18 protein-coding genes and 2 pseudogenes are annotated in these 25,352 nt (G+C 39.9%); 12 read left to right on the top strand and 8 right to left on the bottom strand.

Features of this window, described 5'->3' with window-relative positions:
- Positions 1–114 precede the first annotated feature (114 nt).
- Positions 115–2,178, top strand: a complete 2,064-nt coding sequence (locus ACRWQN_RS12640) for a DNA methyltransferase (protein ID WP_434938093.1) — start codon at positions 115–117, stop codon at positions 2,176–2,178.
- Between the two features lie 123 nt (positions 2,179–2,301).
- Here the strand turns inward: ACRWQN_RS12640 and ACRWQN_RS12635 are convergent.
- Together ACRWQN_RS12635 and ACRWQN_RS12630 are read right to left on the bottom strand one after the other, a co-directional pair.
- Positions 2,302–4,241, bottom strand: a pseudogene (locus tag ACRWQN_RS12635) (DNA topoisomerase III).
- Positions 4,242–4,345: 104 nt separating this feature from the next.
- On the bottom strand, positions 4,346–4,660 hold the full coding sequence (locus ACRWQN_RS12630) for a helix-turn-helix domain-containing protein (RefSeq protein WP_434938091.1): 315 nt from the start codon (positions 4,658–4,660) through the stop codon (positions 4,346–4,348).
- A gap of 97 nt (positions 4,661–4,757) precedes the next feature.
- Between ACRWQN_RS12630 and ACRWQN_RS12625 the strand changes: the two genes are divergently transcribed.
- Entirely contained in the window at positions 4,758–5,312 is a 555-nt protein-coding gene (locus tag ACRWQN_RS12625) for a hypothetical protein (protein ID WP_434938089.1), read from the top strand.
- A gap of 281 nt (positions 5,313–5,593) precedes the next feature.
- Positions 5,594–6,625 (top strand): annotated as a pseudogene (locus ACRWQN_RS12620) (DNA topoisomerase); the annotation flags it as partial.
- A gap of 441 nt (positions 6,626–7,066) precedes the next feature.
- Here the strand turns inward: ACRWQN_RS12620 and ACRWQN_RS12615 are convergent.
- On the bottom strand, positions 7,067–7,540 hold the full coding sequence (locus ACRWQN_RS12615) for a hypothetical protein (protein ID WP_434938087.1): 474 nt from the start codon (positions 7,538–7,540) through the stop codon (positions 7,067–7,069).
- A 260-nt stretch (positions 7,541–7,800) separates the two neighbouring features.
- Between ACRWQN_RS12615 and yidC the strand changes: the two genes are divergently transcribed.
- Positions 7,801–8,328, top strand: a complete 528-nt coding sequence (gene yidC, locus ACRWQN_RS12610) for a membrane protein insertase YidC (RefSeq protein WP_434938085.1) — start codon at positions 7,801–7,803, stop codon at positions 8,326–8,328.
- Positions 8,329–8,441: 113 nt separating this feature from the next.
- On the opposite strand, the gene ACRWQN_RS12605 is transcribed toward yidC, so the two are convergent.
- Both ACRWQN_RS12605 and ACRWQN_RS12600 read right to left on the bottom strand, forming a co-directional pair.
- Entirely contained in the window at positions 8,442–10,922 is a 2,481-nt protein-coding gene (locus tag ACRWQN_RS12605; protein ID WP_434938083.1) for a TonB-dependent receptor, read from the bottom strand.
- Positions 10,923–11,424: 502 nt separating this feature from the next.
- Positions 11,425–12,714: an alpha/beta fold hydrolase gene (locus tag ACRWQN_RS12600; RefSeq protein ID WP_434938081.1), complete on the bottom strand. Its 1,290-nt coding sequence runs from the start codon at positions 12,712–12,714 to the stop codon at positions 11,425–11,427.
- A gap of 163 nt (positions 12,715–12,877) precedes the next feature.
- Between ACRWQN_RS12600 and ACRWQN_RS12595 the strand changes: the two genes are divergently transcribed.
- The 7 genes from ACRWQN_RS12595 to ACRWQN_RS12565 all read left to right on the top strand — a co-directional run bounded on the left by ACRWQN_RS12595 (position 12,878) and on the right by ACRWQN_RS12565 (position 20,355).
- Positions 12,878–13,522: an MBL fold metallo-hydrolase gene (locus ACRWQN_RS12595; RefSeq protein WP_434938079.1), complete on the top strand. Its 645-nt coding sequence runs from the start codon at positions 12,878–12,880 to the stop codon at positions 13,520–13,522.
- Between the two features lie 188 nt (positions 13,523–13,710).
- Positions 13,711–14,760: an XdhC family protein gene (locus ACRWQN_RS12590; protein ID WP_434938077.1), complete on the top strand. Its 1,050-nt coding sequence runs from the start codon at positions 13,711–13,713 to the stop codon at positions 14,758–14,760.
- Entirely contained in the window at positions 14,760–15,482 is a 723-nt protein-coding gene (locus tag ACRWQN_RS12585; RefSeq protein ID WP_434938075.1) for a nucleotidyltransferase family protein, read from the top strand. The genes ACRWQN_RS12590 and ACRWQN_RS12585 overlap by 1 nt, the downstream gene beginning before the upstream one ends.
- Positions 15,483–15,485: 3 nt before the next feature.
- Positions 15,486–15,950, top strand: coding sequence for a (2Fe-2S)-binding protein (locus ACRWQN_RS12580; protein ID WP_434931701.1), 465 nt, complete (start codon positions 15,486–15,488; stop codon positions 15,948–15,950).
- A gap of 2 nt (positions 15,951–15,952) precedes the next feature.
- Complete coding sequence (locus ACRWQN_RS12575; protein ID WP_434938073.1) at positions 15,953–18,196, top strand: molybdopterin cofactor-binding domain-containing protein; 2,244 nt, start codon at positions 15,953–15,955, stop codon at positions 18,194–18,196.
- 207 nt (positions 18,197–18,403) lie between these two features.
- The gene (locus ACRWQN_RS12570) at positions 18,404–19,846 is read left to right on the top strand and encodes a methyl-accepting chemotaxis protein (protein ID WP_434938072.1); all 1,443 of its coding nucleotides are present in this window, start codon (positions 18,404–18,406) and stop codon (positions 19,844–19,846) included.
- Positions 19,847–19,950: 104 nt separating this feature from the next.
- Positions 19,951–20,355: an ACT domain-containing protein gene (locus ACRWQN_RS12565; RefSeq protein WP_434938070.1), complete on the top strand. Its 405-nt coding sequence runs from the start codon at positions 19,951–19,953 to the stop codon at positions 20,353–20,355.
- 178 nt (positions 20,356–20,533) lie between these two features.
- Here the strand turns inward: ACRWQN_RS12565 and ACRWQN_RS12560 are convergent, their stop codons facing one another.
- The 3 genes from ACRWQN_RS12560 to ACRWQN_RS12550 all read right to left on the bottom strand — a co-directional run bounded on the left by ACRWQN_RS12560 (position 20,534) and on the right by ACRWQN_RS12550 (position 24,212).
- Positions 20,534–21,262 carry a diguanylate cyclase gene (locus ACRWQN_RS12560; protein ID WP_434938068.1) on the bottom strand — a complete coding sequence of 243 codons (729 nt, stop codon included), beginning with the start codon at positions 21,260–21,262 and terminating at the stop codon, positions 20,534–20,536.
- 10 nt (positions 21,263–21,272) lie between these two features.
- Positions 21,273–22,139 (bottom strand): 7TMR-DISM family protein, encoded by an 867-nt coding sequence (locus ACRWQN_RS12555; RefSeq protein WP_434940654.1) that lies wholly within the window; start codon positions 22,137–22,139, stop codon positions 21,273–21,275.
- 453 nt (positions 22,140–22,592) lie between these two features.
- Positions 22,593–24,212: an NAD(P)/FAD-dependent oxidoreductase gene (locus ACRWQN_RS12550; RefSeq protein ID WP_434938066.1), complete on the bottom strand. Its 1,620-nt coding sequence runs from the start codon at positions 24,210–24,212 to the stop codon at positions 22,593–22,595.
- Positions 24,213–24,442: 230 nt separating this feature from the next.
- Between ACRWQN_RS12550 and ACRWQN_RS12545 the strand changes: the two genes are divergently transcribed.
- Entirely contained in the window at positions 24,443–25,312 is an 870-nt protein-coding gene (locus ACRWQN_RS12545; protein WP_434938064.1) for an EamA family transporter, read from the top strand.
- Positions 25,313–25,352: the final 40 nt, after the last annotated feature.

Raw genomic sequence — 25,352 nt, 5'->3', positions numbered from 1 at the left:
ACATCAATGTTTATTGTCCTTAACTCTTACCATATAAATGAGATGCGTACAAAATTTAGTGGTGTAACTTAAGTAAATATTAAAGACTTCAAAGCATACATAAGAAGAGATTTAATGAAGGTAATAGAAAAAAACTTCCCATTTGAAGTCATTGATCCAATAGCAGAAAATGAAAGTTATCGTAAAGAAATAAATCGTCCTATTTATCACATTCACAAATGGTGGGCTAAGAGACTCGGTTCAGTATTTCGGTCTATCGTTTCGGGCTCATTGGCTCAAGATAAATGGCCGGATTTTTATACAAACCAGAATTATCAAAATTCTGTAGTCTTAGACCCATTCATGGGATCTGGTACTACTCTAGGAGAGGCAGCAAAGTTAGGGGCGAAGGTTATCGGTTGTGATGTCAACCCTGTTAGTACTTTTATGGTTCGTCAAGCACTTACTCCCGTAGAACAAAGTGAGTTAATTAGCACTTTTAAAGCTATTGAGTCTGATGTAGCTAGTGAAATTCTTAGCTATTTTAAAACTGTTATCCCAGGTACTGACGTTACAACCCAAGCATTATATTATTTTTGGGTTAAAGAAGTAATTACACCATTAGGTGAAAAAATACCACTTTTTAGCAGCTATATTTTTAGCAAAAATGCATATTCTAAAGCAAAGCCTGAAGCTCAGATTTTGTGTCCTCAATGTGGTGCTGTATTTCAAGAGCTATATAATTCAACCGAAGTTAAATGTCCGGAATGTTTTGTTCAATTTAACCCTCAAGTTGGTCCCGTTCTACGAGCTACCGTTACAGACAGCAAAGGTGTGAAGTATAAAATTAAAGATTTAATTCAAGCAAGTGACAGTGCACCTTGTCACCGCTTATATGCAATTTTAGCTTTAAGTGAAGATGGAAAGAAGAAATACATTAAACCTAGTCGTTACGATTTTAATTTGCTCGAGAAAGCTTCCTGTAGACTAAGTGAGCTAGGGAAGGATCTTCCTCTACCGACAATGAAGGTGAGGCATGGTCATAATACTAACCAAGCAAGGGGCTACAACTATAATTATTGGAGAGATTTTTTCAATGAACGTCAGCTTTTAACTCTTGGTCTTTTACTTCGTCGTATACTTCAAATAGAAAATGATTCTATCAGAGATCATTTTGTCTGCCTTTTTAGTGGAACACTCGAGTTTAATAATCTTTTTTGTTCATTTAAAGGGGAAGGAACTGGAGCCGTACGACATATGTTTTCTAATCATATTTTAAAGCCTGAACGAACTCCGCTAGAGAATACTGTTTGGGGTGTTGATGGTAAAAGTAGTGGGTCATTCTCTGGTTTGTTTAAGAGTCGCTTACTAAAAGCTAAGAAATATTTAGATGAACCCTTTGAAATTTTCCTTGAAAATACTAATGGTAAGCTGAAAAGTTCCAAACTTGTTTGTAGTGATCCCATAGACCATATTCTGTGCACTGAGTATGAACAATTTGATAAACATGACCGAGCAGCTTTAGTATTAAATGGTGATAGCGCTAATCTTCCTCTACCAGATAATTCAGTGGATGCGGTTATTACAGACCCTCCTTATTTCGACTTTGTTCATTATAGCGAGTTAAGTGATTTCTTTTACGCTTGGCTTAGTAATGCTTTAGGCGAACATTATGCTTATCTAGCCAGAGATAATTCGTCGCATGAGAACGAAGTTCAGGATAATGATCAGGTTCGATTTTCGGCCAAGATTCAAACAATATTTGAAGAGTGTCATCGAGTTCTTATTAATGAAGGACTGATGAGCTTCAGCTATCATCACTCAACTATAGATGGGTGGATGGCGGTTTATAACGCAATTACTAAAGCTGGTTTTTATATTGTAGCTGCTCATCCAGTCAAAGCCGAGATGGCAGTCGCTACTCCTAAAAGCTTTTCGAAAGAACCGATTAATCTTGATGCAATCTTGGTTTGTAAGAAAGAACAACAACCACCAGAAATTAAAGATCCAAATATTGAAATGGTTGAACGTTTTAATGATTATATTACTCGTTTCAATAATGTAGGACGTAATCTGAGCTTGGGAGATAAGTTTGTTATTGCATGTTCAAGTGCACTTTCTATAGCATCTTGTTTAAATATGGATACACAGCAAGCAAGAGATCTAGCTCAGAAAGCTGTAGATGATCTTGTGTTCTGAGCGATCTAACTGGGTTATAAAGTAGTTTAGATAATGAGGTAGCAAAGCTATCTCTGTATCTAAATTCAAGAATCCATGTTTATCAAATGTATTATTAGAGTAGTGATATTTAATAAATTATTTTTATTTTTTTTGTGGTCGAATAGACTTATTTTGCTTTCTTTTTATTCCAGTCTTATAATTCTTAGAACCTTGTCCTTTGAGCAATTGGAAACTGACAGATTGAACATTTTCCACTAATTGATGTAACTGAAAAATTAACGGTTGCATGAAATTATTGTATATTATTTCTCGTTTATTAATTGATTCAAGCTGAGACTCCCAATGGGCTGTCATATCTGGTACAACCATCTGAATTGGAAGTGATTTTATTAATCCTTTACCAATGTCCGTAGACTGAATATCTTTACCTTTACGTTGTATAAACTGGCGTTTAAATAAAAGTTCAATAATGCCAGCTCTTGTTGCTTCAGTTCCAAGGCCATCAGTCTCACGCATTATTTTCTTTATAGATGAGTCTTGAACATACCTTGCTATACCAGTCATAGCAGATAAAAGCGAAGCATCATTAAAATATTTAGGTGCAGAAGTTTGTTTTTCAATTTGTTGAGCATTAATGCATTGAACTAGTTCTTTTTTTTGACGTTTGGCAGTTTCTTAGTAGAGAAGTCGTCATCTGATTTTATATTGTTTGATAATTTAGTTGGAAATAGTACTTTCCATCCTTGTAATATTACTTCTTTTTGTTTAGCAACGAATAGTCCACCTGAAATTTCTGTATCAATTTGTTTCTCTTGATATTCAAAATCAGAATAAAACTGAATTAAATATTGTCTGGCAATCAGTTCATAAATATTAATTTGGAAGGAAGATAGATTACTTATATTTAATGTTTTACTAGTTGGTATTATTGCGTGGTGAGCCGTTACTTTTGAGTCATCCCACGCTCGGCTCTTTAGGCTTAGATTTGCATTGTTTACAGCTTCAGCCAAGACTTTATGGTTTGATTTAATAGCATTAGTCACTTGGTTAACTTCTTTTAAATGCTCTTTAGGTAAGTGACGGCTGTCTGATCTTGGGTAGGTAATTAGTTGAAAACGCTCATAAAGCTCTTGGCAAGTATCTAAAACATTTTGAGCGCTCATGCCAAAACGCTTTGAAGCATCAATTTGTAATGCAGATAAACTATAAGGCAAAGGAGGTGCTTGTTTCTTTAGTGTCGTTTTAACATCAGTTACAACACCTTCTTTATTGATAATTTTTCCAACAACAGTCTCTACTAATTTTCTTGAAACTACATGATTGTCCTCATCCATATAAGGCTCACAAGCCTTACTAGGTTTCCATTTTGCCTCATAGCATTCACCAGTATTTGTTTTAAGAGTCGCTAATATTTCATAAAAAGGTTTAGAAACAAAATTCTCAATCTCCAAATCACGATGAACTACTAAGCCCAAAACAGGAGTTTGAACTCGGCCAATAGAGAGCACGCCCTGGTAACCAGATTTTTGCCCTTGAAGTGTGCATAACCTAGTCATATTAATGCCATAAAGCCAATCAGCTCGAGCTCTAGCTAATGCTGAGGTAGCAAGTGGTATAAAGTCAGAATTCTTTCGAAGTGAATTTACTGACTTTTTTACAGCCGTAGGATTAAGATCACTTATTAAACACCTTAATGTTTTAGCGTTTTTAGCTTTAGATACACCACAAAAGTGAATTACTTCGTCGACCAAAATTTGGCCTTCTCTATCTGGATCCCCTACATTGACAAGTTGATCGGCTTGTTTAATTAGCTTTTTGACAACTGAAAGTTGTTTCTTTGTTTTTGTTTTGGCAACAAGCTTCCATTGTTCTGGAATAATAGGCAAATGATCTACTGACCATTTCTTGAACTCAGGATTATAAATCTGAGGTTCGGCTTGTTCTAACAAATGACCAATACACCATGTGACGATATCGCCGCCGCCAGTTTCAGTGTAACCTTCATGTTTTTTATGGGGCTTAGGTAATACGGCTATTAGAGCTCTGGCTAGGCTAGGCTTTTCAGCAATAAATAATCTCATTTTATACTTTACTATCAAATCTACATGTTAACACTGTATATAATAACAGTGATTGGTGGCCGATGCATCACGCAGCCGAGAGTTATTATTAAATTTGTACAGTGTTAATTTTCTGGGATATTGTTAAGTTGCTTAATTAATTTTTTCTTGTCTTCTGTAGATAAGCGGCTAATCAAGCAAGCAAGTTCAGCTGATTCAGCCGTGTCACAGAAAAAATAATTCAATGGTACACATAGCTCATCAGCCATTCTCTGAAGAGTTTGCACATCTGGGGTGTGCCTATCTTTTTCATAATGGTTCATCCTACTGCTAGCTGAGCTAGGATCCATACCAATACGAATACCAAGTTCTTTTTGAGTCATATTAGCTCGCTTGCGAGCTTCATTGAGCCTGAGAGGGATAGGGTTAGTTTGTGCCACTTAGTTTTCATCTTGATACCTTGAATAACTTAGATTGTCTAAGTTTTACCTATATTAGTATACTTAGCAATCCTAAGTTTTTATTTGGTAAGTACACATGTCTCAAACTATTAAACTGAATGCGCATATTTATTTTTTGTTAATTGAAAAGAAACTAGACCATTTTACCGTCAGTTCATTGCGTAATGAATTGCAAGCTTATACTAACGCATACAGTGATCCTGTTGAGGCGAGGGTATTTATTTATAAACAAATTCGTTATTTAGCTAAGCAAAATTTACTTGCTAGGGCTGACTCTCCAAGTCCGATGAGAGCAATTTATAGTAAAACGTTGTTATTCAAAAGCTCTAATTTTATTAGAAAAACCATTAAAAATCGTGTTGGTGATTCACTTTTTAAAACTCAATCCAATAATAAAGTTAACTATTTTGAAGATGAACTTAATCAAGCGATAAAGACACATGAAACTGAAATGTTAGTTATTGCTAGTGAAACTAAAGAGTACCTACGACTGATGGGAAAATATACTAGTAAAATTGATAATATATTACCGCTTTATGAAAAAGGGCAAATTCGACTTTTAACTCTCAAGGGCAAGTTAGTGGCATTAAAAAATTTGAAAGAAAAAAATAGTGAACATTGTAATATTTAAATATTTCAATCTTATATTTCATATATATTAAATATAGTGATTTATTTTATGTATATGAAATATAAATAATAAGTCTGTAATTTTAGTTGCTAAAAAACTTCTTGAGTGGTAAAAAATAATTCAAGCACAGGTAGTTATTTTTGACTTTTGAAAGTTGAGAACAGCTAGACAGTTATTCTCATAAATTATGTAGTGTATCTAACTTTATTGAGAATCGTGATGAAACCAGTCTATAAGCTGTATTTCTCACAATTCTCATTTTGAAAAGTTAATTAGTGACAAGCTATCCACGTTCAGACAGCCGCTATTTACCCAAAGATCAACATAGCTTGGCTCCTAAAGTATTGGATGCGGTACTTAATGGTGCGGCCGGATTAGTTGACGGTTGCGACATGCCTAACGCCAAGCTTAAATCTAAAGCGTGGGACGACAGTAAAGTAGATGCTCACCATGCCATAGTGCCTACAGAGAAAGTGGCTAATTTATCATCGTTATCCACTAATGAGGCCAAGTTATATCAGCATATTGCGCGCCAATATCTAGCCCAGTTTTACCCAGCTTATATTTATGCAGAAACCACAGTTGAAGTCACTATTGCTGGTGGTCTTTTTGCCACTAAAGCACGTCAAGACAAAAGCTTAGGTTGGAAGCAACTGTTTAAACGGGTAGCTACGGCAAGTCATACCAATACACATTCAAATAACAGTGAAGACGATAACGACGATGCGGTGCAGTCGTTGCCACCCTTGGTTAAAGGGCAAATACTACAATGTGATCGCGGCGAGTTATTAGAAAAAATGACCCAGGCACCAAAGCATTTTACCGACGCCACCTTATTAGGCGCGATGACTGGGATTAGTCGTTATGTCACCAACAGTGACATTAAGAAAATTCTTAAAGAAACCGACGGCCTGGGCACAGAAGCGACTCGCGCTGGGATTATTGAATTGTTATTTAAGCGTGGTTACTTAGTTAGACAAGGTAAATCTATTCTTGCTACACCGGTCGGTATTGGCTTAATCCGCAGTTTACCAGAATCAGCCACTACTCCAGACATGACGGCTTTGTGGGAAAATAGCTTGGATGCTATCAGTCAAAAACGGCTTAAATATGATGCATTTATGCAGCCATTATTGAGTCAATTAGAAGGTTTAATCAGCCAAGCATCTAGTCAATTACCCTCAGCGTTGCAAGGCGTAGCAAGCCCTCATAAGAGTGCGAAAAGGTCCTTTAAGAAGAAAGTTACTGCAAGTAATAGATCAAGCGCCAAATCAACCATTACACCAAGGGCTAAAACACAAACTAAGCGCTAAATTACTCAAATTGGGTAGATTAGTAACACCATAAAGTCTCTGCCTTTTACAAATGACCAGCCACTCGCTGCAAAACCAAACTTGAAAGATCAACAGACCCTGTAAGGTTTAAAATAACCAGACTTATCTTAATCTTACACGTTTATGTCTGCCATAAATGCAAAAATATCATTATTGTTATTAAGTTTTAAATACACGTTTGATTCATTATTTTTTGCAGGCTATTGAACGCTTCGCGAAACAAAATAAACTTCATTTTAGTAAAATCATTACTACTTTTTACATTGTTATTTAGTGCTATTGGTTGCAAGGTCTTGTATATAAACTTTTGTATACAAAGTACTGTAAAGATAATGCGTTGATGTCAGCATTTAGTGCTTTCCTGCGTTAGTCGATTGATGCACTAACGCAGGGGCTTCTGTAATGTGTTAGTTAATGGGGTTAGTTAAGCTGCTTAGCTTCAATGATGGCGCTAAGCTCTGTGGGCCAAAGGGGGACTTGCTGAGCCAGTTCATCTTTACCCGCTTGTGTTATTTGCTCTTGAGTCTGTTCAACTTTGGTGTTGACCGTGTCTTTCACCAGTTTCTCAGCAAAAATCTGCGGTGAACCGCCAGTAAGTAACATCACTGCCATCTGATTATTATCAGCGTTCCACACAAAGCCTGCTTTGTCGGCAATATCAGGAATTGGGCTGTGGTTAGAAATCACATAATACAAGGGGCCTTGTTGTTGGATTTCATCTGCCGTTGCCAGTATTTTCATGGCATTGCCATATTGTGGCCCTAAAATCGCCTGCATTCTGTCTTTAACTATGGGCTGCTCAAACAGGCTGACATCGTTAGGGTCTAACCCAACTAAAGGCTTCATTAATGCCCACATCATTTGCCCTTGTGGAGACAACAGCAGCAGTGGCATTGCACAGGCATTTAATAAAAAACCAACCAGATAAGGTGGAGCTTGTTGCGGATTAAGCGTGTGTTACCCAAGATGGCAACTCCTAGTTATTACCCGCAAATTCGGGCAAAGGAGTGTAGTCATTTTTTGTACAAAAAACGAATGCTCTATAGCAAAAACTACTATTTTATAGTGCAATCTATCGATTTTTTATTCACGAAGTTGGTGTTAGTGAGGCGGTAGCCAATATTCAGTGTACGCTAACAGGTCGCTGGATTTTAATGCCTGTTAATCTTTTCGCTATGGCAAATATGTATAGGAATAAAAAAACAATATCCGCCATAAAACCAGAGTTAGAAACAATAAAAACACTCTATAAAGATAACCCTAGTGAAATAGCTAAACGGACAATGACACTATACAAACAGCACAAGATTAACATCGTGGATAAAAACAGTATTATTAATATTGTAAGCCAAGGTGTTTTTGGTTTTGGGATGTTTCAAGCCCTTCAACAGACAGTGTTTAGTAGTCAGTTTGCTTGGATTGCAAATATTGCAAAACCAGATGTTGTACTCGCATTGCTTGTCGGGGCTATTACCTATTTCTCTATGATCATGATGCCCGGCAGCGCAGAGCAAGCGAGTACCTTATTATTTTTAATCCCCGCAATTATTTGCATTATTACCTTAATTAACTTTCCATCTGCTATCGGTTTATATTGGGCAACATCGAGTGTTACAGGCTTACTTCAATCATTAGTATTGAATAAATATTTCCGCAACCAGGAAGCATCGACAGCCATTTAATTGCAGCCTTTAAAGATGCATTGCTCTACTTGCCCCCTCAATACATAGCGCAGTAAAAAGCGGCACAAGTGATGAACTGTGCCGCTTAATTCTGTTTATGTTAGAAATGAGTCTTATAGACGATAAGTTAAGGTTAACTTGGCGTTGCGCTCTTCCCCGGGCATACCCCCTAGGAACATGGCTTTTTCGTAATAGACTTTGTTAAGCAAGTTATTAAGATTTAGTTGTATTTTATAGGTCTGGGCATCGTAGCTGACGGCTGTGTCCATCACGGCGTAACTCGGCACGTAACCGTCTGGGATCCCAAATGAACTTGAGTGCGTGCTGCGCTCACCAACATATCGGCCACCGAGACTGAAGGATACCGCTTCACTTAAGCCTAGGTCTGCAGCGTAGGTTGCCCAAGCCCCCGCGGTGACATAGGGAATGCCTTTTTGACGTTGATTCGCATCTTTACTCGTAGGGTCTTGGTTGTCTCTGGCATCTTGATAGACGGTGTTGACATTGACGCTCCACTGTTCGTTTAAGTACGCATTAAGGTCAAGTTCTACGCCTTCAGTATCTTCACTGCCGTTATTGAAAAACTGCGCGACTTCAGGGCCTGACAACGCTGAATCATAAAGTGGGTTGGTGTATTGCAAGTTAGTACGCGAGGTTTTAAAGACCACTAGTGAAGCCAATAATTGATCGTCAAAACCTTTGGCTCTTATACCAAAATCATCACTGATGGATTCAGAGTCTTTACGATCACTTTGATCACCTTTGATATCACCCAGCACGCTATAAGCTGTGCGGCCTTTTGCATGGTTGACAAAAAAGGACAAGTCGTCGGTAGGCATATAAGTTAAGCCAAGGTTATAGGTGACACCGTTATCTGTAGTATCAGCCAATGGGGTGGGTTCAGCTTTGCTTGAGCTGTAACGGGCATCGACACCTAAATGCTGATAACTTTGTTTGATTTCGTTAAATGCGACGCCAACACGGCTGGTAAAGCCATTGCCTAAATAGCCTACATGCTGCATACCCACGCCCCAAGCACCGATAGTTTTGTCATAGTTGCTGGTAAGCAACGGGTCGTAGTCTTCAAATTGCCCGGTGCCCCAGTTTGGGTTACGAATATCGTAGATATAAGGCAAGCTACCTTGGTAGAGCTGTTGACCTTGTTTGTTTTTGATAACGTAATCTTTATCCCAAATCGAATATTGTTTTGAGCGTATGCTTCTGTCTTCAAAGTTAGCGTTAATTAATAACTCATTTTCTATACCCGCGAGGTCAAAGTCGTAGCGTAAATCGGCAAAGTACTGCCATGATATTTCATCGGCAGTGGCTTTACGATATTCTTGACGACGCGCAGCAAAGGGATACAAGGTGTCGTTTTCAAGTAAGGGTGCGCGCGGATCGGCATTAATGACACTGCCGCGTTTCCAGTAAACATAGTTATAGGCGCCTGTTTGTCGAGCAAAGCCAGTGTCGTAATTACGGTATTGTAATTGCTGATTCAAATACAGGTTATCGGTTAGGTAAATATTATGGGTCAGTTTAAGCCTTAGTTCTTCGCCTTCGTTAGCCTTGGCCATAGGAGAAATTAAACCATTGTGGCCGAATGAGTAGGGCGTTAAACCATCATTTGGGGTCAATGAATCTGCAAGTTGCTGACGCTGAGCATCGTTAAGTTGTATGCCTTTGTTAGCGGGGTCATTGACGAGATCTTGCCAAGAAACTTCACCTGCGGTTTTACCGTCAACAGATTCAGCATTGAAAATACGAATAGGGTGCCCGATAGAGTCAACCGGAATAGCATCTTTGATATAAGCTGCGGATAACATCAGGTTTTGCTCCTCTGTAATCACAAACTTTAGTGAGCCATAGATTTCATCTCTGTCTGTACCCATGTCACGATAACCCTCGCTGCGGGCACTTTTGGCGACTAGGCGGTAAGCTAAATCGTCAGTAATGCCTCCAGTGGTGTCCGCTAGCATTGAATAACTATCCCACTGACCCAGCTCTAATTCAAATTCATGATTGTTGGTGAACTGTGGTTTTTTCTCAATAAGATTGATCACCCCGCCAGCGCTACCCATGCCATAAAGCCCAGTAGCAGGACCTTTTAACACTTCTACTGAACTGACGTTTGTCAATGATCGGGTTGGGTTGAAGGTATTGCCTAACCCAGCACCGCCATACATGCCATCGTAGGTGTAGTTTGCGCCTAGTCCGCGGATCACTAAGTTGTCGCCTATGCCGTAGTTATTACCAGCCTGAGTGACACCACTGATATTACGCACTAGATCTTGCATGTTGGTAAGTGCTTGGGCATTTATCAGGGCTTCATCGACAATTACAACAGCTGCAGGTGTTTCCATCAGTGACATGTCTGATTTTGTCGCAAGGCCTGAGCTCATTACGACTTGGTTTTGTCTGCCGTAGACAGTTATGTGCTCATAGTCCTTATTGTTTTGTATGGTTTCAGTCTGATCTTTTGACTGAGCCGAAGTCTTAATAGACTTGTCTGTTTGTATCGCTTGCGCGGCGTAAGCAGGGATAAATGCACTGTGACATGCAAGGGCTATAAGGGATAAACGTAACGACTTCATATTTGACACCTTCATTAATAATGGTGCGAATGATAATGATTATCATAAAGGTTTCAAGTTTAATTTTAGTCATTGCTAACATTTGCCGCAAAAGTAAACGTTATGTCGTATTAATAATGGGGGAATTAAACCTTGGTTAGATAATCAGGTGAGATCTTATGCATCTTATTTGTGTTGATAATAGCCAGATTATTAACTTTTTTGCATTGACTTTTTGCCCATAACCCATGGTAGAGAGTCTGAATATAGGGCAGTTTAAAAGTAAAAAAAAGGTAAACCAATGGGGTTTACCTGTATACGGGAAGGGTTTAAAAATTAATGTGGTGGGTTAAATATCAATCATTAAACGGAAATAAATGTACAAAGAGTGTGTAGAACGAGTTGATCTTACCCATTGATACTTAACTCATACTTAATTAGAAATGAAGTGCGTGTTAATCAGTATTTAATGGCCAATAGTATAATCACTCTTGTATTTATTACTCCCAGTCTCGTGATGTTATCAACGCAAGCAGTGGCCACGATTAAGGCTAATCAACTTATCTAAAATATGTTCACCATCAATACGAATACCATTGTGCTCGTATTCAGACGTTAACCAATACTTTAAATTACCAACTTGTTTGGCTGTTTCTAAGCTGTATTGCATTTCTACATACATGTCCTCGCTATAAATTGCCGCTGCAACAGGTACCGAGTTATTCGCAAGTTGATGTAAATCATATAGCTTAGACCAATCATTTTTTCTGGCGATTAATTCTGCTGCAGCCGTTAGCGGCTTTAACGCATCAAATTGATTGAACATCCACGGGTAAATCATCTCGCCAGTAAACAGTAGTGGTTTATTCGGCTGATACTGGAACTCAGGAAAATTATCACGCACCCTATGTGCTGCCCATTTTGATGGGGTTTGTTGGCAATAAATAGATTCATGCAATAGGGCAAATATCGGGTTGGTGTTGTAATCTAAAAACTGACTAAGTTGATGTAAAAAGAGTGGATTAACATCAATGCCATGGCTGGTTTCAATTAAGGCTTGTTCTAGCAAATAATAAACCGCTTCAGGGCCTTGTTCCATGCCTAAATTAATTCCCAGTAGCTGGAACATTTCTACGGTGAGCTGCTCACCGGTTGCTAAGTAGACTTTATGCTCATACAAATATTGGGCGATATGGTCTACTAAGGTTCTAGCGTCAGTAAAACGGGTGAAGAAGTCAGCATTTTTAGCCAACACACGTTGATAAGTGGCTTGGTAAACTTCATCTGCGCTGCGTGTTAGGGAGGGAATACCGCCTGTGATATAGGCTTCTTTAACGCCCTGTGGTGCAGCAGATAAATAATGCAGCACGCAAAAACCGCCAAAGCTTTGGCCTAAAATGCTCCATGGCTGGTTTGCCGATAATTTAGTACGGATAAACTCTGCGTCACGAATAATATTGTCGGCGCGAAAATGACTTAAATACTCTGCTTGTTGGTTAGCCGTTAAATGACTTAACGATACGGCATTAACAGGTGTTGAGAGCCCTGTACCACGTTGATCGAGTAACAATACACGGTATTCTTGTAAGGCGCGCTTTATCCAACCGCTATTCGTCACAGGCCGAGCGGCACCAAACCCTGGACCACCCTGAAAAAATACTAAATAAGGAAGCGCTTTATGTTGATTTGCGACACTGACGATTTCACGGGCAAAGACTGAAATTTGCTGGCTTGAGCTGGACAGATAGTCCAAAGGCACTGAAAAGGTGTGTTTTTGAACAACAATGTCTTTTAAGGTTTGTGAAATAATCATATGAGCTTATCGTTATTAATTTGATTGTAATTGTATGTGCCCGCTTGTTTTATCACAATCAATCTGACTGATTAAATTTAAGTAAATTGCTATCAAGATCAAGTTAGCAAAGGTAAAATTAAATAATAATGATAACTTAGCAACGGCATTTAGGAGAGTTTAGATGAAATATCAAATCATACCGGTTACCCCGTTTCAGCAAAATTGCAGTGTGATTTGGTGTGAAGCTAGCCTAAAAGCTGCGGTTGTTGATCCCGGTGGTGATATAGACCGAATTATAGCTGAAGTGAAAAGACTGGGGTTAACGGTTGAAAAAGTACTGTTAACCCATGGGCATATCGATCATGTCGGTGGCGCTAAGAAACTTGCTATTCAATTAAATGTTCCCATTATTGGCCCGCATATAGCTGACCAGTTTTGGTTGCAAGGACTTGTTAAACAAAGTCAAAATTTTGGTTTTCCGCTTGTTGAAGCGTTTGAACCGGATCAGTATCTGAATGACGCAGATGTGGTTCGCGTGGGGGAACAGTCTTTATCGGTATTACATTGCCCTGGACATACTCCGGGACATATTGTGTTTTATTCCAAAGTTTCAGGATTGGCTTGGGTTGGAGATGTTCTCTTTAGACGATCGATTGGCCGTACAGACTTTCCGCAATCTAATCATCAAGACTTAGTCAGCTCCATTACCCAAAAACTATGGCCTTTGGGTAGCCATGTTAGTTTTATTCCTGGTCACGGCCCAATGTCTTCTTTTGCCGAAGAACGTGAACATAATCCTTTTGTTGCCGATCAATTACTCAGTTAGTTTTCACTAGTTCAGACTAAGTTAGTCGCTTGGCTAAAGGCTCAGTTATAGATTCAGCTATAGGTGCTCATAACGCATTCCCCAAACTAGATAAAACGACATTACATACTTTTATACATCTTCATGCTTTTCATACATAGCGTACAGTGTTAGGTTTAATCTACATAGCACTGTAGTTCGAGTTCTGAATGCGCCAACACTTGGTTGATTTATTAGATGTTTGGCAAGCTGATTATCAAGATGATTGGGTTGTCGCTATTCTTACACATGTACAAGGTTCTTCGTATCGAAAACCCGGAGCTATGATGTTTTTTCATCCGCTAGGGAAAACATTAGGAATGCTCAGTGGTGGCTGCTTAGAAGCCGATTTACGCCGACATGCACAGCGCGCTATTCAAACCCAGCAAGTTGTGCAATTAACCTATGATGCCACTGACGAGTCAGACACTAGCTATCAATTAGGTTGCGGTGGAATTGTCAATATTATGATGTTACCAATCAATTCATCAAATCAGTATTTAGGCCTGCAAAAGCTCTATTTTGATTTAAATAGCGGTAAAGCAGGTGAGTTTCAAATCGATATAGCCAAACAGGACACACCTTCAAATAAGGTCAGTGGTAAATGGCAGATTAAATCTAAAAATCTACAGGTTGAAAAAACGACTTTTATCCGATCCGTTAAGGGAAGCGAAAGCGTCAGCTCAGACGATGCTCAAACTCATCATATAGAAGGGCAGTTGATTATTCCTATTACTCCGCCAATTCATCTTGGTATTTTTGGCGGCGGATTAGATGCACAACCTATTGCACAAATGGCCGCTATTTTGGGCTGGCAAGTGACTATTTTTGATGAACGCACTGCCTATGCTCGTCAATACGATTTTCCCAGCGCCAACATAATGAAAATGCCGTTTGATGGTGTTAATGATGAGGTGTATCAAACTTTGGATGCCGCCTTTGTAATGACCCACAACCTTATTCTTGATGCTAAGGCGCTTAACCAACTGGTTAAGTTTAATTTAGGGTACATTTCCTTATTGGGGCCAAACCATAGGCGTGATAGAACGCTTAATATAGCCCAATTGAATATTAATGATTTTAGTGGCTATTTTTCAGCCCCAGCAGGGCTAGCATTGGGCGGTGAGTTACCAAGTTCGGTAGGATTAAGTATGTTGGCACAATGCCATGGGATATTACATAACAGCCAGTTAATTAGCTTAGATAAAGTGATGCGTTAATGTCACTCATCAAAATACCCAATCTAAACCAACAGGATGATAAATCACTCGTCGCGGTCATTTTAGCCGCAGGTAGCAGCAGTCGATTTGAAGGTGTTAAACAAATCGCGCAAATTAATGCGAGTCATTCCATACTGGTTTCGACAATTGAGGCTGTTAACGCCGCGCAGCAGGCATTTAATCATGTCGGCGTTAATAGAAATAGTGCAGAGCAAGCCAATATTATCCGTCAAAGTGCATTTACACTGGCGAAAGTGGCAGTGGTATTGGGCGCAAATCAGCAGCAAATAATGGACGATAAATTATCCTCCATGATGATTAACCAAGTAGAAGTGGTGGTTAATCAACAGTGGCAACAAGGTTTGTCCACCTCGATACACAGTGCGGTTCATTATGCGCTTGAACAACAAGCTTGCGGATTAATGCTGATATTAGCTGACCAGGTCGCATTAACTCGTCAACACTACCTGACCTTATTGCAATCTTTTGCCATGCATAATCAGACAGTCTGTGCTTTTTATCAGCAAAGTGTGGGCGTGCCAGCTATATTTTTACCAGATGATTTTGAACTATTGTTAGGGCTAACTGGTGACAGTGGCGCTAAAAAAATATTAAAAAAACGACAACAATCACATCGCTTAGTGGCAATAGATTTACCGCAAGCGAGCATAGATATTGATACCCGAGCCGATCTATCAAGATTTTTGGCAAACAAGGAGTGAGTGATGACAATTCCAACCCAAACCCTATTAGTTAATGGTAAAAACTTTACCATAGAAGCAGACCCTAATATGCCAGTTCTGTGGGCATTACGCGATATTATAGGCTTAACCGGCACCAAATTTGGATGTGGTTCAGGGCTTTGTGGTGCATGTACCATTCATGTCGATGGTGCGCCAATGCGTGGCTGTTTAACTAGTCTTAAACAAGTTAGCGGTAAGCAAGTGACGACTATTGAAGGTGTCGAAGCTGACAAGCTAAAAGCCAAATGGGCTGAACATAATGTGCCACAATGTGGCTACTGCCAAGCGGGGCAAATTATGTCTGCAGCGGCATTAATTGCACAAACTCCTAAACCAACAGATAGCCAAATTGATCAAGCTATGTCAGGCAATTTATGCCGTTGTGGTACATATCCACGTATTAAAGCTGCCATAAAAGCGACTACAACTGACAGTGCGGGGGCGTAATCATGACAACATTTACCGCAGTAGAAAATATTAGTCGCCGCGATGTATTAAAGCTTTTTGGTGCAGCAGGTGGTGGATTAGCATTAGGTGCGACAGGCCTAGCCTGGAGCCCAATGGCATTAGCACAAGATAAGCTGGCGATGATGAATATGTTCATCGCTATTGGCGAAGATAATAAAGTCTATTTAACCTGTCATCGTTCAGAAATGGGACAGGGGATCCGTACCGGAATTCCACAAGTCTTAGCCGATGAGTTAGAAGCGGATTGGGACAATATTGTTGTCGTGCAAGGTTTAGCAGATAAACGTTATGGCAGCCAAAATACCGATGGTAGTCGCAGTATTCGTAAACATTACACCCGAATGCGCCAGATGGGTGCGATGGCCAGAACCATGTTAGAAATGGCAGCGGCTGAAAGATGGCAAGTAGCGCTTACTGAAGTTTATGCAAAAGCGAATAAAGTACACCATAAAGGATCAAATAAAAGCTTATCATTTGGCGAACTCGCCCTTGATGCAGCCAAGCAAAAAGTGCCAGAAATCGAGTCGTTAACCTTAAAGCCTGCAAGTGAATTTACCCATATTGGTCAATCTAAAACCATTGTTGATATGCAAGCTATGCTTGATGGCAAAGCGATATATGGCTACGACATTAAGCTCGACGGTATGGTGTATGCCAGTATTAGTCGCCCGCCAGTTTTGGGCAGTGATGTAGCCAGTTTAGATGACACTGAGGCCAGAAAAGTGGCTGGGGTTATCGATGTTATTCAGTTGCCAGTACCAAAAGGTGCGCCGCTGTTTCATGCGTTAGGTGGTGTGGCTGTTATTGCCACTAATACCTGGAGCGCGATGCAAGGTCGTAAAGCATTAAAAGTGACCTGGACTGCGTCAGTAAATGACAGTCATGATACTGATAAATATATGGCTGAACTGGTCGTAAACGTTCAAAAACCTGGCAAGGTGATGCGCCAATTAGGCGACAGTGTCCAAGACTGGCCAAAAAAATCAACGCTAAATGCGGTGTATACAGTACCTTATTTAACCCATGCCATGATGGAACCTCCGGTTGCCACCGCGCATGTTACGAGTGAGGGGTGTGAGCTGTGGTCATCAACCCAGACCCCGCAAAGTACTCAGCAAAATGTGGCCGGCGCTTTGGGCATAGCAGAAGATAAAGTCAAAGTGAATGTCACTTTATTAGGCGGTGGTTTTGGGCGTAAATCTAAGCCGGATTTCAGTGTAGAAGCGGCGATTATTTCTAAACGATTAAATAAACCCGTAAAGGTATCATGGACCCGCGAAGATGAAATTCAGCACGGTTATTACCATGCTATTAGTGCTCAATTTTATCAAGCAAGGTTTGATGGTAACAATAAAGTTGATGCTTTTTTAGCGCGAACAGGTTTTCCGTCAATCAGTTCAACGTTTGCCGAAGGTGTTGATATGCCATCAGCCGGTGAACTCGATTTAGGTTTTTCAGATGTGCCGCTTGCGTTACCCCACATTCAGTTAGAAGCCGTTAAGGCAACAGCGCACACACGCATTGGCTGGATGCGATCAGTTTGTAATATTCAACATGCTTTTGGTATTGGCAGTTTTGTTGATGAATTAGCGGTTAAAGCCAATAAGTCTTGTATTCAAATGTGGCGTGATATACTTGGGGCTTCACGGAAAGAAACCTTTGCTAATCAAGGTTTTGAATACGGTAATTATGGTGAAGAATTAGCTGCTCATCCCGTTGATGTTGGCCGTTATCATCATTTGCTCGATATCATGGAAGACAAGTTAGCCAAGCTGCCTAAAGCAGCGAAAAACCAAGGCTGGGGTTTTGCTATTCACCGCAGTTTTGTCAGTTACGTTGCAGTGGCATCGTTAGTTGAAGTAATAGATGGCAAGCTTAGGGTATTAAAAACCATTGCCGCGATTGACGCGGGTTTAGTGGTTAATCCTGATAGGGTTAAATCACAAACTGAAGGCGCGGTTATCTTTGGTTTAAGTTTAGCTATGATGGGTGAAATTACCTTTAAAGAGGGTAAAGTGGAACAATCAAACTTCCATGATTATCTACTTCTACGGTTACCACAATGTCCGGATATTGAAGTGATACTAGTGCCCTCAAATGCCAACCCAGCAGGTGTTGGAGAACCAGGTGTTCCACCCGTAGCGCCAAGTTTAACTAATGCTATTTATGCCGCGACAGGGAAAAGATATCGAGATTTACCCCTAAATCGTGATTTATCGCTCTAAACAGATCATTTAATTAAAGTATAAATAGGTCTATGCCGACATAGATACAAGCCTAAGTGTTGGGTCAACACTTAGGCTTTTTATTGGTCTTGTGGTTAGGCTTTATCTCAACATATTTATCTGAGCAAAATTAAATTAAAAAATTAATACACTATACTTTGGTTCAGATTACTTTTTTGTGTACTTAAAGATTACTAGGGAAATCTTATGAAGGCTATTCAGTTTCGTAAAGTCGATGCTATGCTTATTAAGCTCAGTTTAAACGGTAAGTTTTGGGTTGTTTGCTCACTTGTTACCGTGATTACACTTGCCATAGCAGTGTTAAATCATCAGCATAATCAAGCAATGATACAAGCCAGTTCAATGGCTCAGGTCAGTGCGAGCGTGCAGGCGTTTGCAGATGTCGCAGCAAACCAGCAACTGTCTGCGGAGCAATTAAATCAGTTTGCTGAAACGAACCAATTATCTGTGGTGACACAATCGTCTGCAACTAGACGAGGTGATTCCATCACGGTAACGGCACCAGTGGCTGGTCAATTTTTATCATTAACAAGAGATGTTGCACAATGGGAGCAAATGCAATCTGATAGCAGCTTATTTTGGTATGCCTTACTGGGTTTATTGCCGTTATTTCAATTATGCTATTGGATCTCTACCTCGTTAGGTGGCGGATTATGGGATATGTATGTCGCGATTAAACGTTTAGCTGATGGCGATTTAAGCAAAAGGCTTAACTTTTTTGGTACCGATGATTTTAGTTTAATTGCCACTGAAATTGATCGCTGCGCAGATAATATGAGTGAAATGGTCAAAGCCATTGGTGAAAATGCTAAAACCTTAGCTATGGCAGCAAGCACTTTCAGCCAACAAGCCAGTACCAATGAAGACTTAATAAAACATCAACATCATTTTTTAGATTCGGTTTCACATTCTATGGAACAAATGACAGCAGCCATTGCAGATGTATCACATCACGCATCAACAACTTCAGGTCATACTAAAGAAAACTCAATCCAAGTGAATCAAAGTCGTAAAGGAATTAAAGATGCTGAAGAGCGTATTAATTTTTTAACTGCGCGCATTTCTGACGCCTTCGCCTCAGTAGAGAAACTGTCTAAAGATGCGACCCAAATTAATGTTGTAGTGACAACCATTAACTCTATTTCAGAGCAAACTAACTTACTGGCATTAAATGCGGCCATTGAGGCTGCGCGAGCAGGTGAGCAAGGCCGCGGCTTCGCAGTAGTTGCCGATGAAGTCAGAACCCTTGCAGGGCGGACGCAGAAAGCGACTGTTGAAATTCAAACTATGATTGAAGGGTTACAAACAGGTACAACCAAGTTAACTCAAATCACCAATGAAATAGTTGAGCAGGCAGACGAGGGAAGCGTCAGTATTAAAGCTGTAGGGGAAGAGATTAGCCATATGGCAGAATCGATTAATGTCGTATTTGATATGAGTAGCCAGATCGCTGCCTCAGCAGAAGAGCAAAGTGTGGCATCCGCTGACATCGTTTCACAAGTTAATGAAGTAAGAAGTCAATCCGATACTATTCTGGCTAATGCCAATCAGGCATTGGTTATTGCCAAAGACTTAAATGTGTCCTCAAAAGGGCTAAGCCAAATTTTGGCACAATATCGCACGAGTTAACCCACAGTAAGATTAATAATAACAGGCTCATGAATGGTTCTTGATTGAGCCATTTTTTGTTGTTAATTTACTGCTTATAAACTGACAGCATTGTGGAGTCATAAATGAATGGAATTATTAATTTATCGACATTATTAGCGACTATGAAGCCTGCTATTATGCCCGGAGATTGGGTGTTTTGTACGGTTAAAGGGACATTAGTGGATTACGTACACCTTAATCCGCTAGCTACTTTTGTAGAAGCTGAAGGGTTAACGTTACTGCTTAGTCAAACTCAGGCAGATCAAAATAACATTGCCTATAGTGGTACTTTTAAACAAATTACTCTCACGGTCCATTCAAGTTTAGAGGCTGTTGGGTTAACGGCTGCTATTGCCACTCAATTAACCGAGCATAATATTAGTGCTAATGTGGTGGCGGCTTATTATCATGATCATATTTTTATCCCAATAGATAAAGCGCAATTAGCACTAGCGGCTATTAACACTCTAAGTGCAGAACATAAATAGAAAGAGTAAAGTCCGTTTACGATAATATTGAAGGTTAGGGCGGCGGTGAAGGTTTTCTGTATAGTGATACTGGCGCATTGATGTACAAGTGTAATTTAGTATTTAAACATTAAATTTTACGGCAAGTTTTGTATAAAAAAATGGGGTTGGTTAGGGTGAATGTTGATAAAACGTTTATCTATCGGTCAGCTTCCGTTTGTTTTGGAGGGGATGGCATTTCACAAACAATATTTCGACCACTGTGTTTCGCTTTATATAAAGCAATATCAGCAAGTTTTATAAGATCCTCTAATTCACCCATTTGATTATTAAAGTTAGCGACACCTAAACTTGCGGTGATAGATAGCGAGCCTCCATCATGTAAAACAACCATTTCTGCTATCCTGTTGCGGATCACATTCGCCAATGCCACCGCAGCCTGTTTATTGGTATTGGGTAAAAAAATAATAAATTCTTCACCGCCCCAACGGGCTAAAATGTCATTATCTCTTATGTGCTGGTTTAACGTATCTGCAATACCTTTAAGTACCGCATCACCTGCAGCATGACCATGTTCATCATTTATTTTCTTAAACCAATCCACATCTAGTAAGATCATCGAAAAGTCTGTGTTATCCCTAATACCTAAATCCCACAATAGGCTGGCAGTGGCGGTAAACGCACGCCGATTATATAGCGCCGTTAAGTGATCGACCTGTGCGGTGACCTCTGCAGTGATACGGGCTTTATCGACTTCCTTTAAATTAAACGCCAATGCCAAAGCCAAAATTGACATTTCAATTAACATACCGATTTCAATACTATGGAATAACAATGTGTTATAAGGAATTACCCCACCAGTAGTTGCCGCCGAAATAGCAGCCCCTCCGGCGCCCATAAAGACCGCTGGGATAAAAAATTTCACCATTTTATGACCATTATTCAAGGCTAAAAAAACCCAGAGATACAAAAATAATGACTAATAGCGACGTGAGTGCGACAGCCACCTTCACTGCGAGTAATTGATCTGCATTAATCAATAAACAGACAATGAGTAAAACCAGGCTGGTGTATATCCAGCTATTGAGTTTGTATATTTTGGGTGAAAACACTTTTAATTTAAGAAATTCAAAACAAAAAGCGATACCAAAAATAATGTAAAAATACAAAAATAGGGTCATGAGCCATTGTTGTAAAAAAACATTGTTAGGCCAAATAAATTTAAAGCCATGACCAGTGTAAGCAATATTCAAACTTAAAAATGACAGTAAATATAAAGCATAAAAAACGTAACTGACATCTTTTAGGCTGATGAAAAGCGCAATGTTATAAACAAATAAGATAAAAAATGCACCGTATAGAAATCCATAAAAGTAGCTTGAGGACACGAGGTTGTTTTGGATGGTTTCTTCGGTCGATAAGTAAAGTGGAATTAGCAGAGGGTCATTGGACTTAAATCGCATCAACACCTGAGTCATACCCGGTTTAAATGTGTGTGGTTGCGATAGCATGCGGGTTTGTTTTTTTCTGGCGTGGTAGGGTAGGGCATCCCCTATATAGGCTTTATCTGTCAGCTTATTTTGATGAATGAAATAAAAATCCGCATGATCTAACCAGGCTGTATCGAGATAGAATACTCTTTTTACCTCCTCTGCTGACGCATTATTTATTAACACAGACGCCCATAATACATCATGGGTAAAGCCAAAGCTGACTTTTTTATCTCTGTTTTCAGTAAACAGTCCTTGCTTATACTGCGTTAAAGCATTTTGGTACGACAAATTCGCACTACTATCTTGTAGAATACTTAAGTGTTCGTTAATAAATAATTCACTAGAAACGTGTGATAATTCAATAGCTTTTCCCGTAGCGAAAAGACTATAAAATAATAGAAGTAACCATAAGAAACGGATGGCGAATACCCACAGTCATCAAGGATTGAACTTAGATTAGCCCTTAGAAAATCTTTTGTCTAATAGAGAAACTCACAATTACTACGAAATATCCAATCACTTCTACTAGTCGATTTTTATACCAATTAAATCTGCTCGCGGTATAAACATACTGGATGCCGTTCGCTTGAAAATCTTTGTCAGGCAAAGTGCTTTCAGCCTGCCCAATCCGACATTTTACTTGGTTAGAATTATCCAGCGTACTTAGTGTTTATTGATACCACAATGAAAAGAGCAGCCCTATATGGCTGCTCTTTTTATGTTAACTGATGTTATGGCATATATTGCTAAAGCTTAAGGGCTAACTTAATTGTTTGTCATCTGTTCTATCATGTCTAATGCCACGGCTTCAGCAATACTAATACCGTCAATACCCGCAGATAAAATGCCGCCAGCATATCCGGCTCCTTCACCTGCAGGGTACAAACCTCTGGTGTTGATACTTTGATAATCAGCACCACGTTTAATTTGTAATGGTGAAGAGGTACGAGTTTCAACCCCTGTTAACATGGCATCTTTGCTGTCAAAGCCGCGTATTTTCTTACCAAATGCAGGTATTGCTTCGCGAATAGCATCAATCGCAAATTGCGGTAGCGCGTCACTTAAATCGGTCATTTTGACATTAGGCTTATACGATGGCTCAACGTTTTCAAACGGTTTACCTGAGCCTGCAGCTAAAAAGTCGCCGACCATTTGCGCCGGAGCATCGTAATTACTGCCACCCATAATATAGGCATGACGCTCTAACTTACGTTGCAATGCAATACCTTGCAGTGGGTCGTTATTAAAGTCACTTGGATCAATACCCACTACGATAGCGCTGTTGGCATTACGTTCGCTGCGCGAGTATTGGCTCATACCGTTAGTGACTACCGCGTGTTCTTCTGAGGTTGCTGCTACAACCACACCGCCAGGACACATACAAAAACTGTAAACGCTGCGACCACTCTCACAATGATGCACTAGTTTATAATCAGCCGCGCCTAACAAAGGGTGACCTGCGTTATCGCCAAAACGGTCTTTGTCGATCATTTCTTGTTTGTGCTCTATACGAAAGCCAATCGAAAAAGACTGAGCTTGCATAAATACACCTTTATCATGCAACATTTGAAAGGTATCGCGGGCACTGTGACCTATTGCCGCAATCACATGCTTTGAATGTAAAACTTCACCATTTCTCAGGGTGACACCTGTGACTTGTCGATCGCTAATATTGATTTCATCAACACGGGTTTCAAAACGTATTTCACCGCCAAGTCGGGTAATTTCACGGCGCATTTTTTCCACCATGGTCACCAACTTAAAGGTACCAATGTGAGGTTTGCTGACATAAATGATTTCAGCCGGCGCACCTGCAGCAACAAATTCTTGTTTTACTTTTAAGCCTTTAAATCCAGGGTCTTTAACTTGGCTATATAACTTACCATCTGAGAAGGTACCTGCGCCACCTTCACCAAACTGCACATTCGATTCGGTATTTAGTTCACTGGTACGCCAGAAGCGAAAGGTATCTTTAGCACGTTCATGAACAGATTTGCCACGCTCTAAAATAATCGGTTTAAAGCCCATCTGTGCCAATATTAGGCCAACAAATAAACCGCAAGGTCCCATGCCTATTACTATCGGCCGCTCGGTTAATCCTGTTGGGGCAGTGGCAACGTACTTATAATCAGTGTCTGGTGACACGCGAATATTGTGATCATCGGCAAGGGATGCTAATAACGCTGCTTCGTCGATATTTGTTAAGGTGACATCTAGGGTATAAATTAAGAAAATTGCACTCTTTTTGCGGGCATCATAACCACGCTTGAATACATGTATCTTAGTCAGCTGATCCGCTGTAATAGAAAGCCTTTGCAATACGACTTGTTGCAAAGCATCTTCATTATGGTCTAGAGGCAATTGTATTTGGTTTAAACGGATCATTATTTACCTAAAAAGAGACTTAAAAAATCAGCGCGTAGTTTACGTGATTTAGACTAAAAATGAAATTAACTATTGATGTTATATACACGGAAAACGGTGCCATTTTACTGATCAGTGATATCTATTCTAATGATAATATCAGTGCATTATATTAATAAATGCTGCGGGGGGTCACTTAGCTCAGGTAGAATAGCGACTTGCCCACTTTTTATTTTTCGGATGTATTTTAGATGCAAATCAATCGTGTACTTCTAACCGCTATTGGCTGTGTTTTACTGGCCATGGTGACTATTCAGTCTGGTGCTTCTTTAGCTAAACAACTTTTTCCTGTAGTTGGTCCAGAGGGAACAACAGCACTGCGTTTAGGCTTTGCTGCAGCAGTACTTTGGTTGGTATTTCGCCCTTGGCGTGCCTTACCAAAGGGAAGAGACTGGCAAAGCATTATTATTTATGGTTTGTGCTTAGGCGGAATGAATATCTTATTTTATCTGTCTATTGACCGTATTCCGTTAGGTATCGCTGTTGCTCTTGAGTTTACTGGCCCTTTAGCGTTAGCGCTTTTAGGGTCAAAAAGAAAAACAGATCTACTTTGGGTGGGCTGTGCGATAGCAGGTATTTTACTACTGTTGCCAGACTCATCCAGTGCAGAAGGGCTTGACCTTACAGGTGCGTTAATGGCATTAGGGGCGGGAGCATGTTGGGCTGGATATATCTTGTTCGGTACTCGTACTGGCAAACAAGCATCAGGTGGTATTACTGTTGCCCTTGGTATGACAGTGGCTGCCATTGTATTGGTTCCCGTTGGCGTTGTGAGTCAAGGTTTAGCATTATTTAGCTGGGAAGTGTTGCCGCTAGGATTATTGGTGGGCATATTGTCCAGCGCCTTACCTTATTCTTTGGAAATGGTGGCATTAAGAAACATGCCGACGCAAACTTTTAGCGTATTTATGAGTTTAGAGCCAGCAATCGCGGCATTGGCTGGTTTTATTATTCTAGCCGAGCAACTGACTTTACTGCAGTGGTCCGCTATTGGTTTAGTGATAGTTGCGTCTATTGGCAGCAGTTTTACTCCTAAAAAAGTAATTGAGATGGGAGTGTAAAAAGTTATTTCGATTGCTAACACGCTTTTTTATCACTAAA

This window comes from Shewanella sp. HL-SH8, from assembly GCF_051165765.1.
GTDB classification, from domain to species: Bacteria; Pseudomonadota; Gammaproteobacteria; order Enterobacterales; family Shewanellaceae; genus Shewanella; species Shewanella glacialimarina.
The sequence above is the reverse complement of the archived record's forward strand: the minus strand, read 5'-3'. Positions and strand labels throughout refer to the sequence as shown.

Excerpts from the sequence above, each read along its gene's own strand:
- ACRWQN_RS12605 (WP_434938083.1), bottom strand. The coding sequence starts at position 10,922 with ATGAAGTCGTTACGTTTATCCCTTATAGCCCTTGCATGTCACAGTGCA.
- ACRWQN_RS12615 (WP_434938087.1), bottom strand. The coding sequence starts at position 7,540 with ATGCCACTGCTGCTGTTGTCTCCACAAGGGCAAATGATGTGGGCATTA.
- ACRWQN_RS12580 (WP_434931701.1), top strand. The coding sequence starts at position 15,486 with ATGACAATTCCAACCCAAACCCTATTAGTTAATGGTAAAAACTTTACC.
- ACRWQN_RS12565 (WP_434938070.1), top strand. The coding sequence starts at position 19,951 with ATGAATGGAATTATTAATTTATCGACATTATTAGCGACTATGAAGCCT.
- ACRWQN_RS12595 (WP_434938079.1), top strand. The coding sequence starts at position 12,878 with ATGAAATATCAAATCATACCGGTTACCCCGTTTCAGCAAAATTGCAGT.
- ACRWQN_RS12625 (WP_434938089.1), top strand. The coding sequence starts at position 4,758 with ATGTCTCAAACTATTAAACTGAATGCGCATATTTATTTTTTGTTAATT.
- ACRWQN_RS12590 (WP_434938077.1), top strand. The coding sequence starts at position 13,711 with ATGCGCCAACACTTGGTTGATTTATTAGATGTTTGGCAAGCTGATTAT.
- ACRWQN_RS12640 (WP_434938093.1), top strand. The coding sequence starts at position 115 with ATGAAGGTAATAGAAAAAAACTTCCCATTTGAAGTCATTGATCCAATA.
- ACRWQN_RS12585 (WP_434938075.1), top strand. The coding sequence starts at position 14,760 with ATGTCACTCATCAAAATACCCAATCTAAACCAACAGGATGATAAATCA.
- ACRWQN_RS12550 (WP_434938066.1), bottom strand. The coding sequence starts at position 24,212 with ATGATCCGTTTAAACCAAATACAATTGCCTCTAGACCATAATGAAGAT.
- yidC (WP_434938085.1), top strand. The coding sequence starts at position 7,801 with ATGCCTGTTAATCTTTTCGCTATGGCAAATATGTATAGGAATAAAAAA.
- ACRWQN_RS12575 (WP_434938073.1), top strand. The coding sequence starts at position 15,953 with ATGACAACATTTACCGCAGTAGAAAATATTAGTCGCCGCGATGTATTA.
- ACRWQN_RS12545 (WP_434938064.1), top strand. The coding sequence starts at position 24,443 with ATGCAAATCAATCGTGTACTTCTAACCGCTATTGGCTGTGTTTTACTG.
- ACRWQN_RS12560 (WP_434938068.1), bottom strand. The coding sequence starts at position 21,262 with ATGGTGAAATTTTTTATCCCAGCGGTCTTTATGGGCGCCGGAGGGGCT.
- ACRWQN_RS12600 (WP_434938081.1), bottom strand. The coding sequence starts at position 12,714 with ATGATTATTTCACAAACCTTAAAAGACATTGTTGTTCAAAAACACACC.
- ACRWQN_RS12570 (WP_434938072.1), top strand. The coding sequence starts at position 18,404 with ATGAAGGCTATTCAGTTTCGTAAAGTCGATGCTATGCTTATTAAGCTC.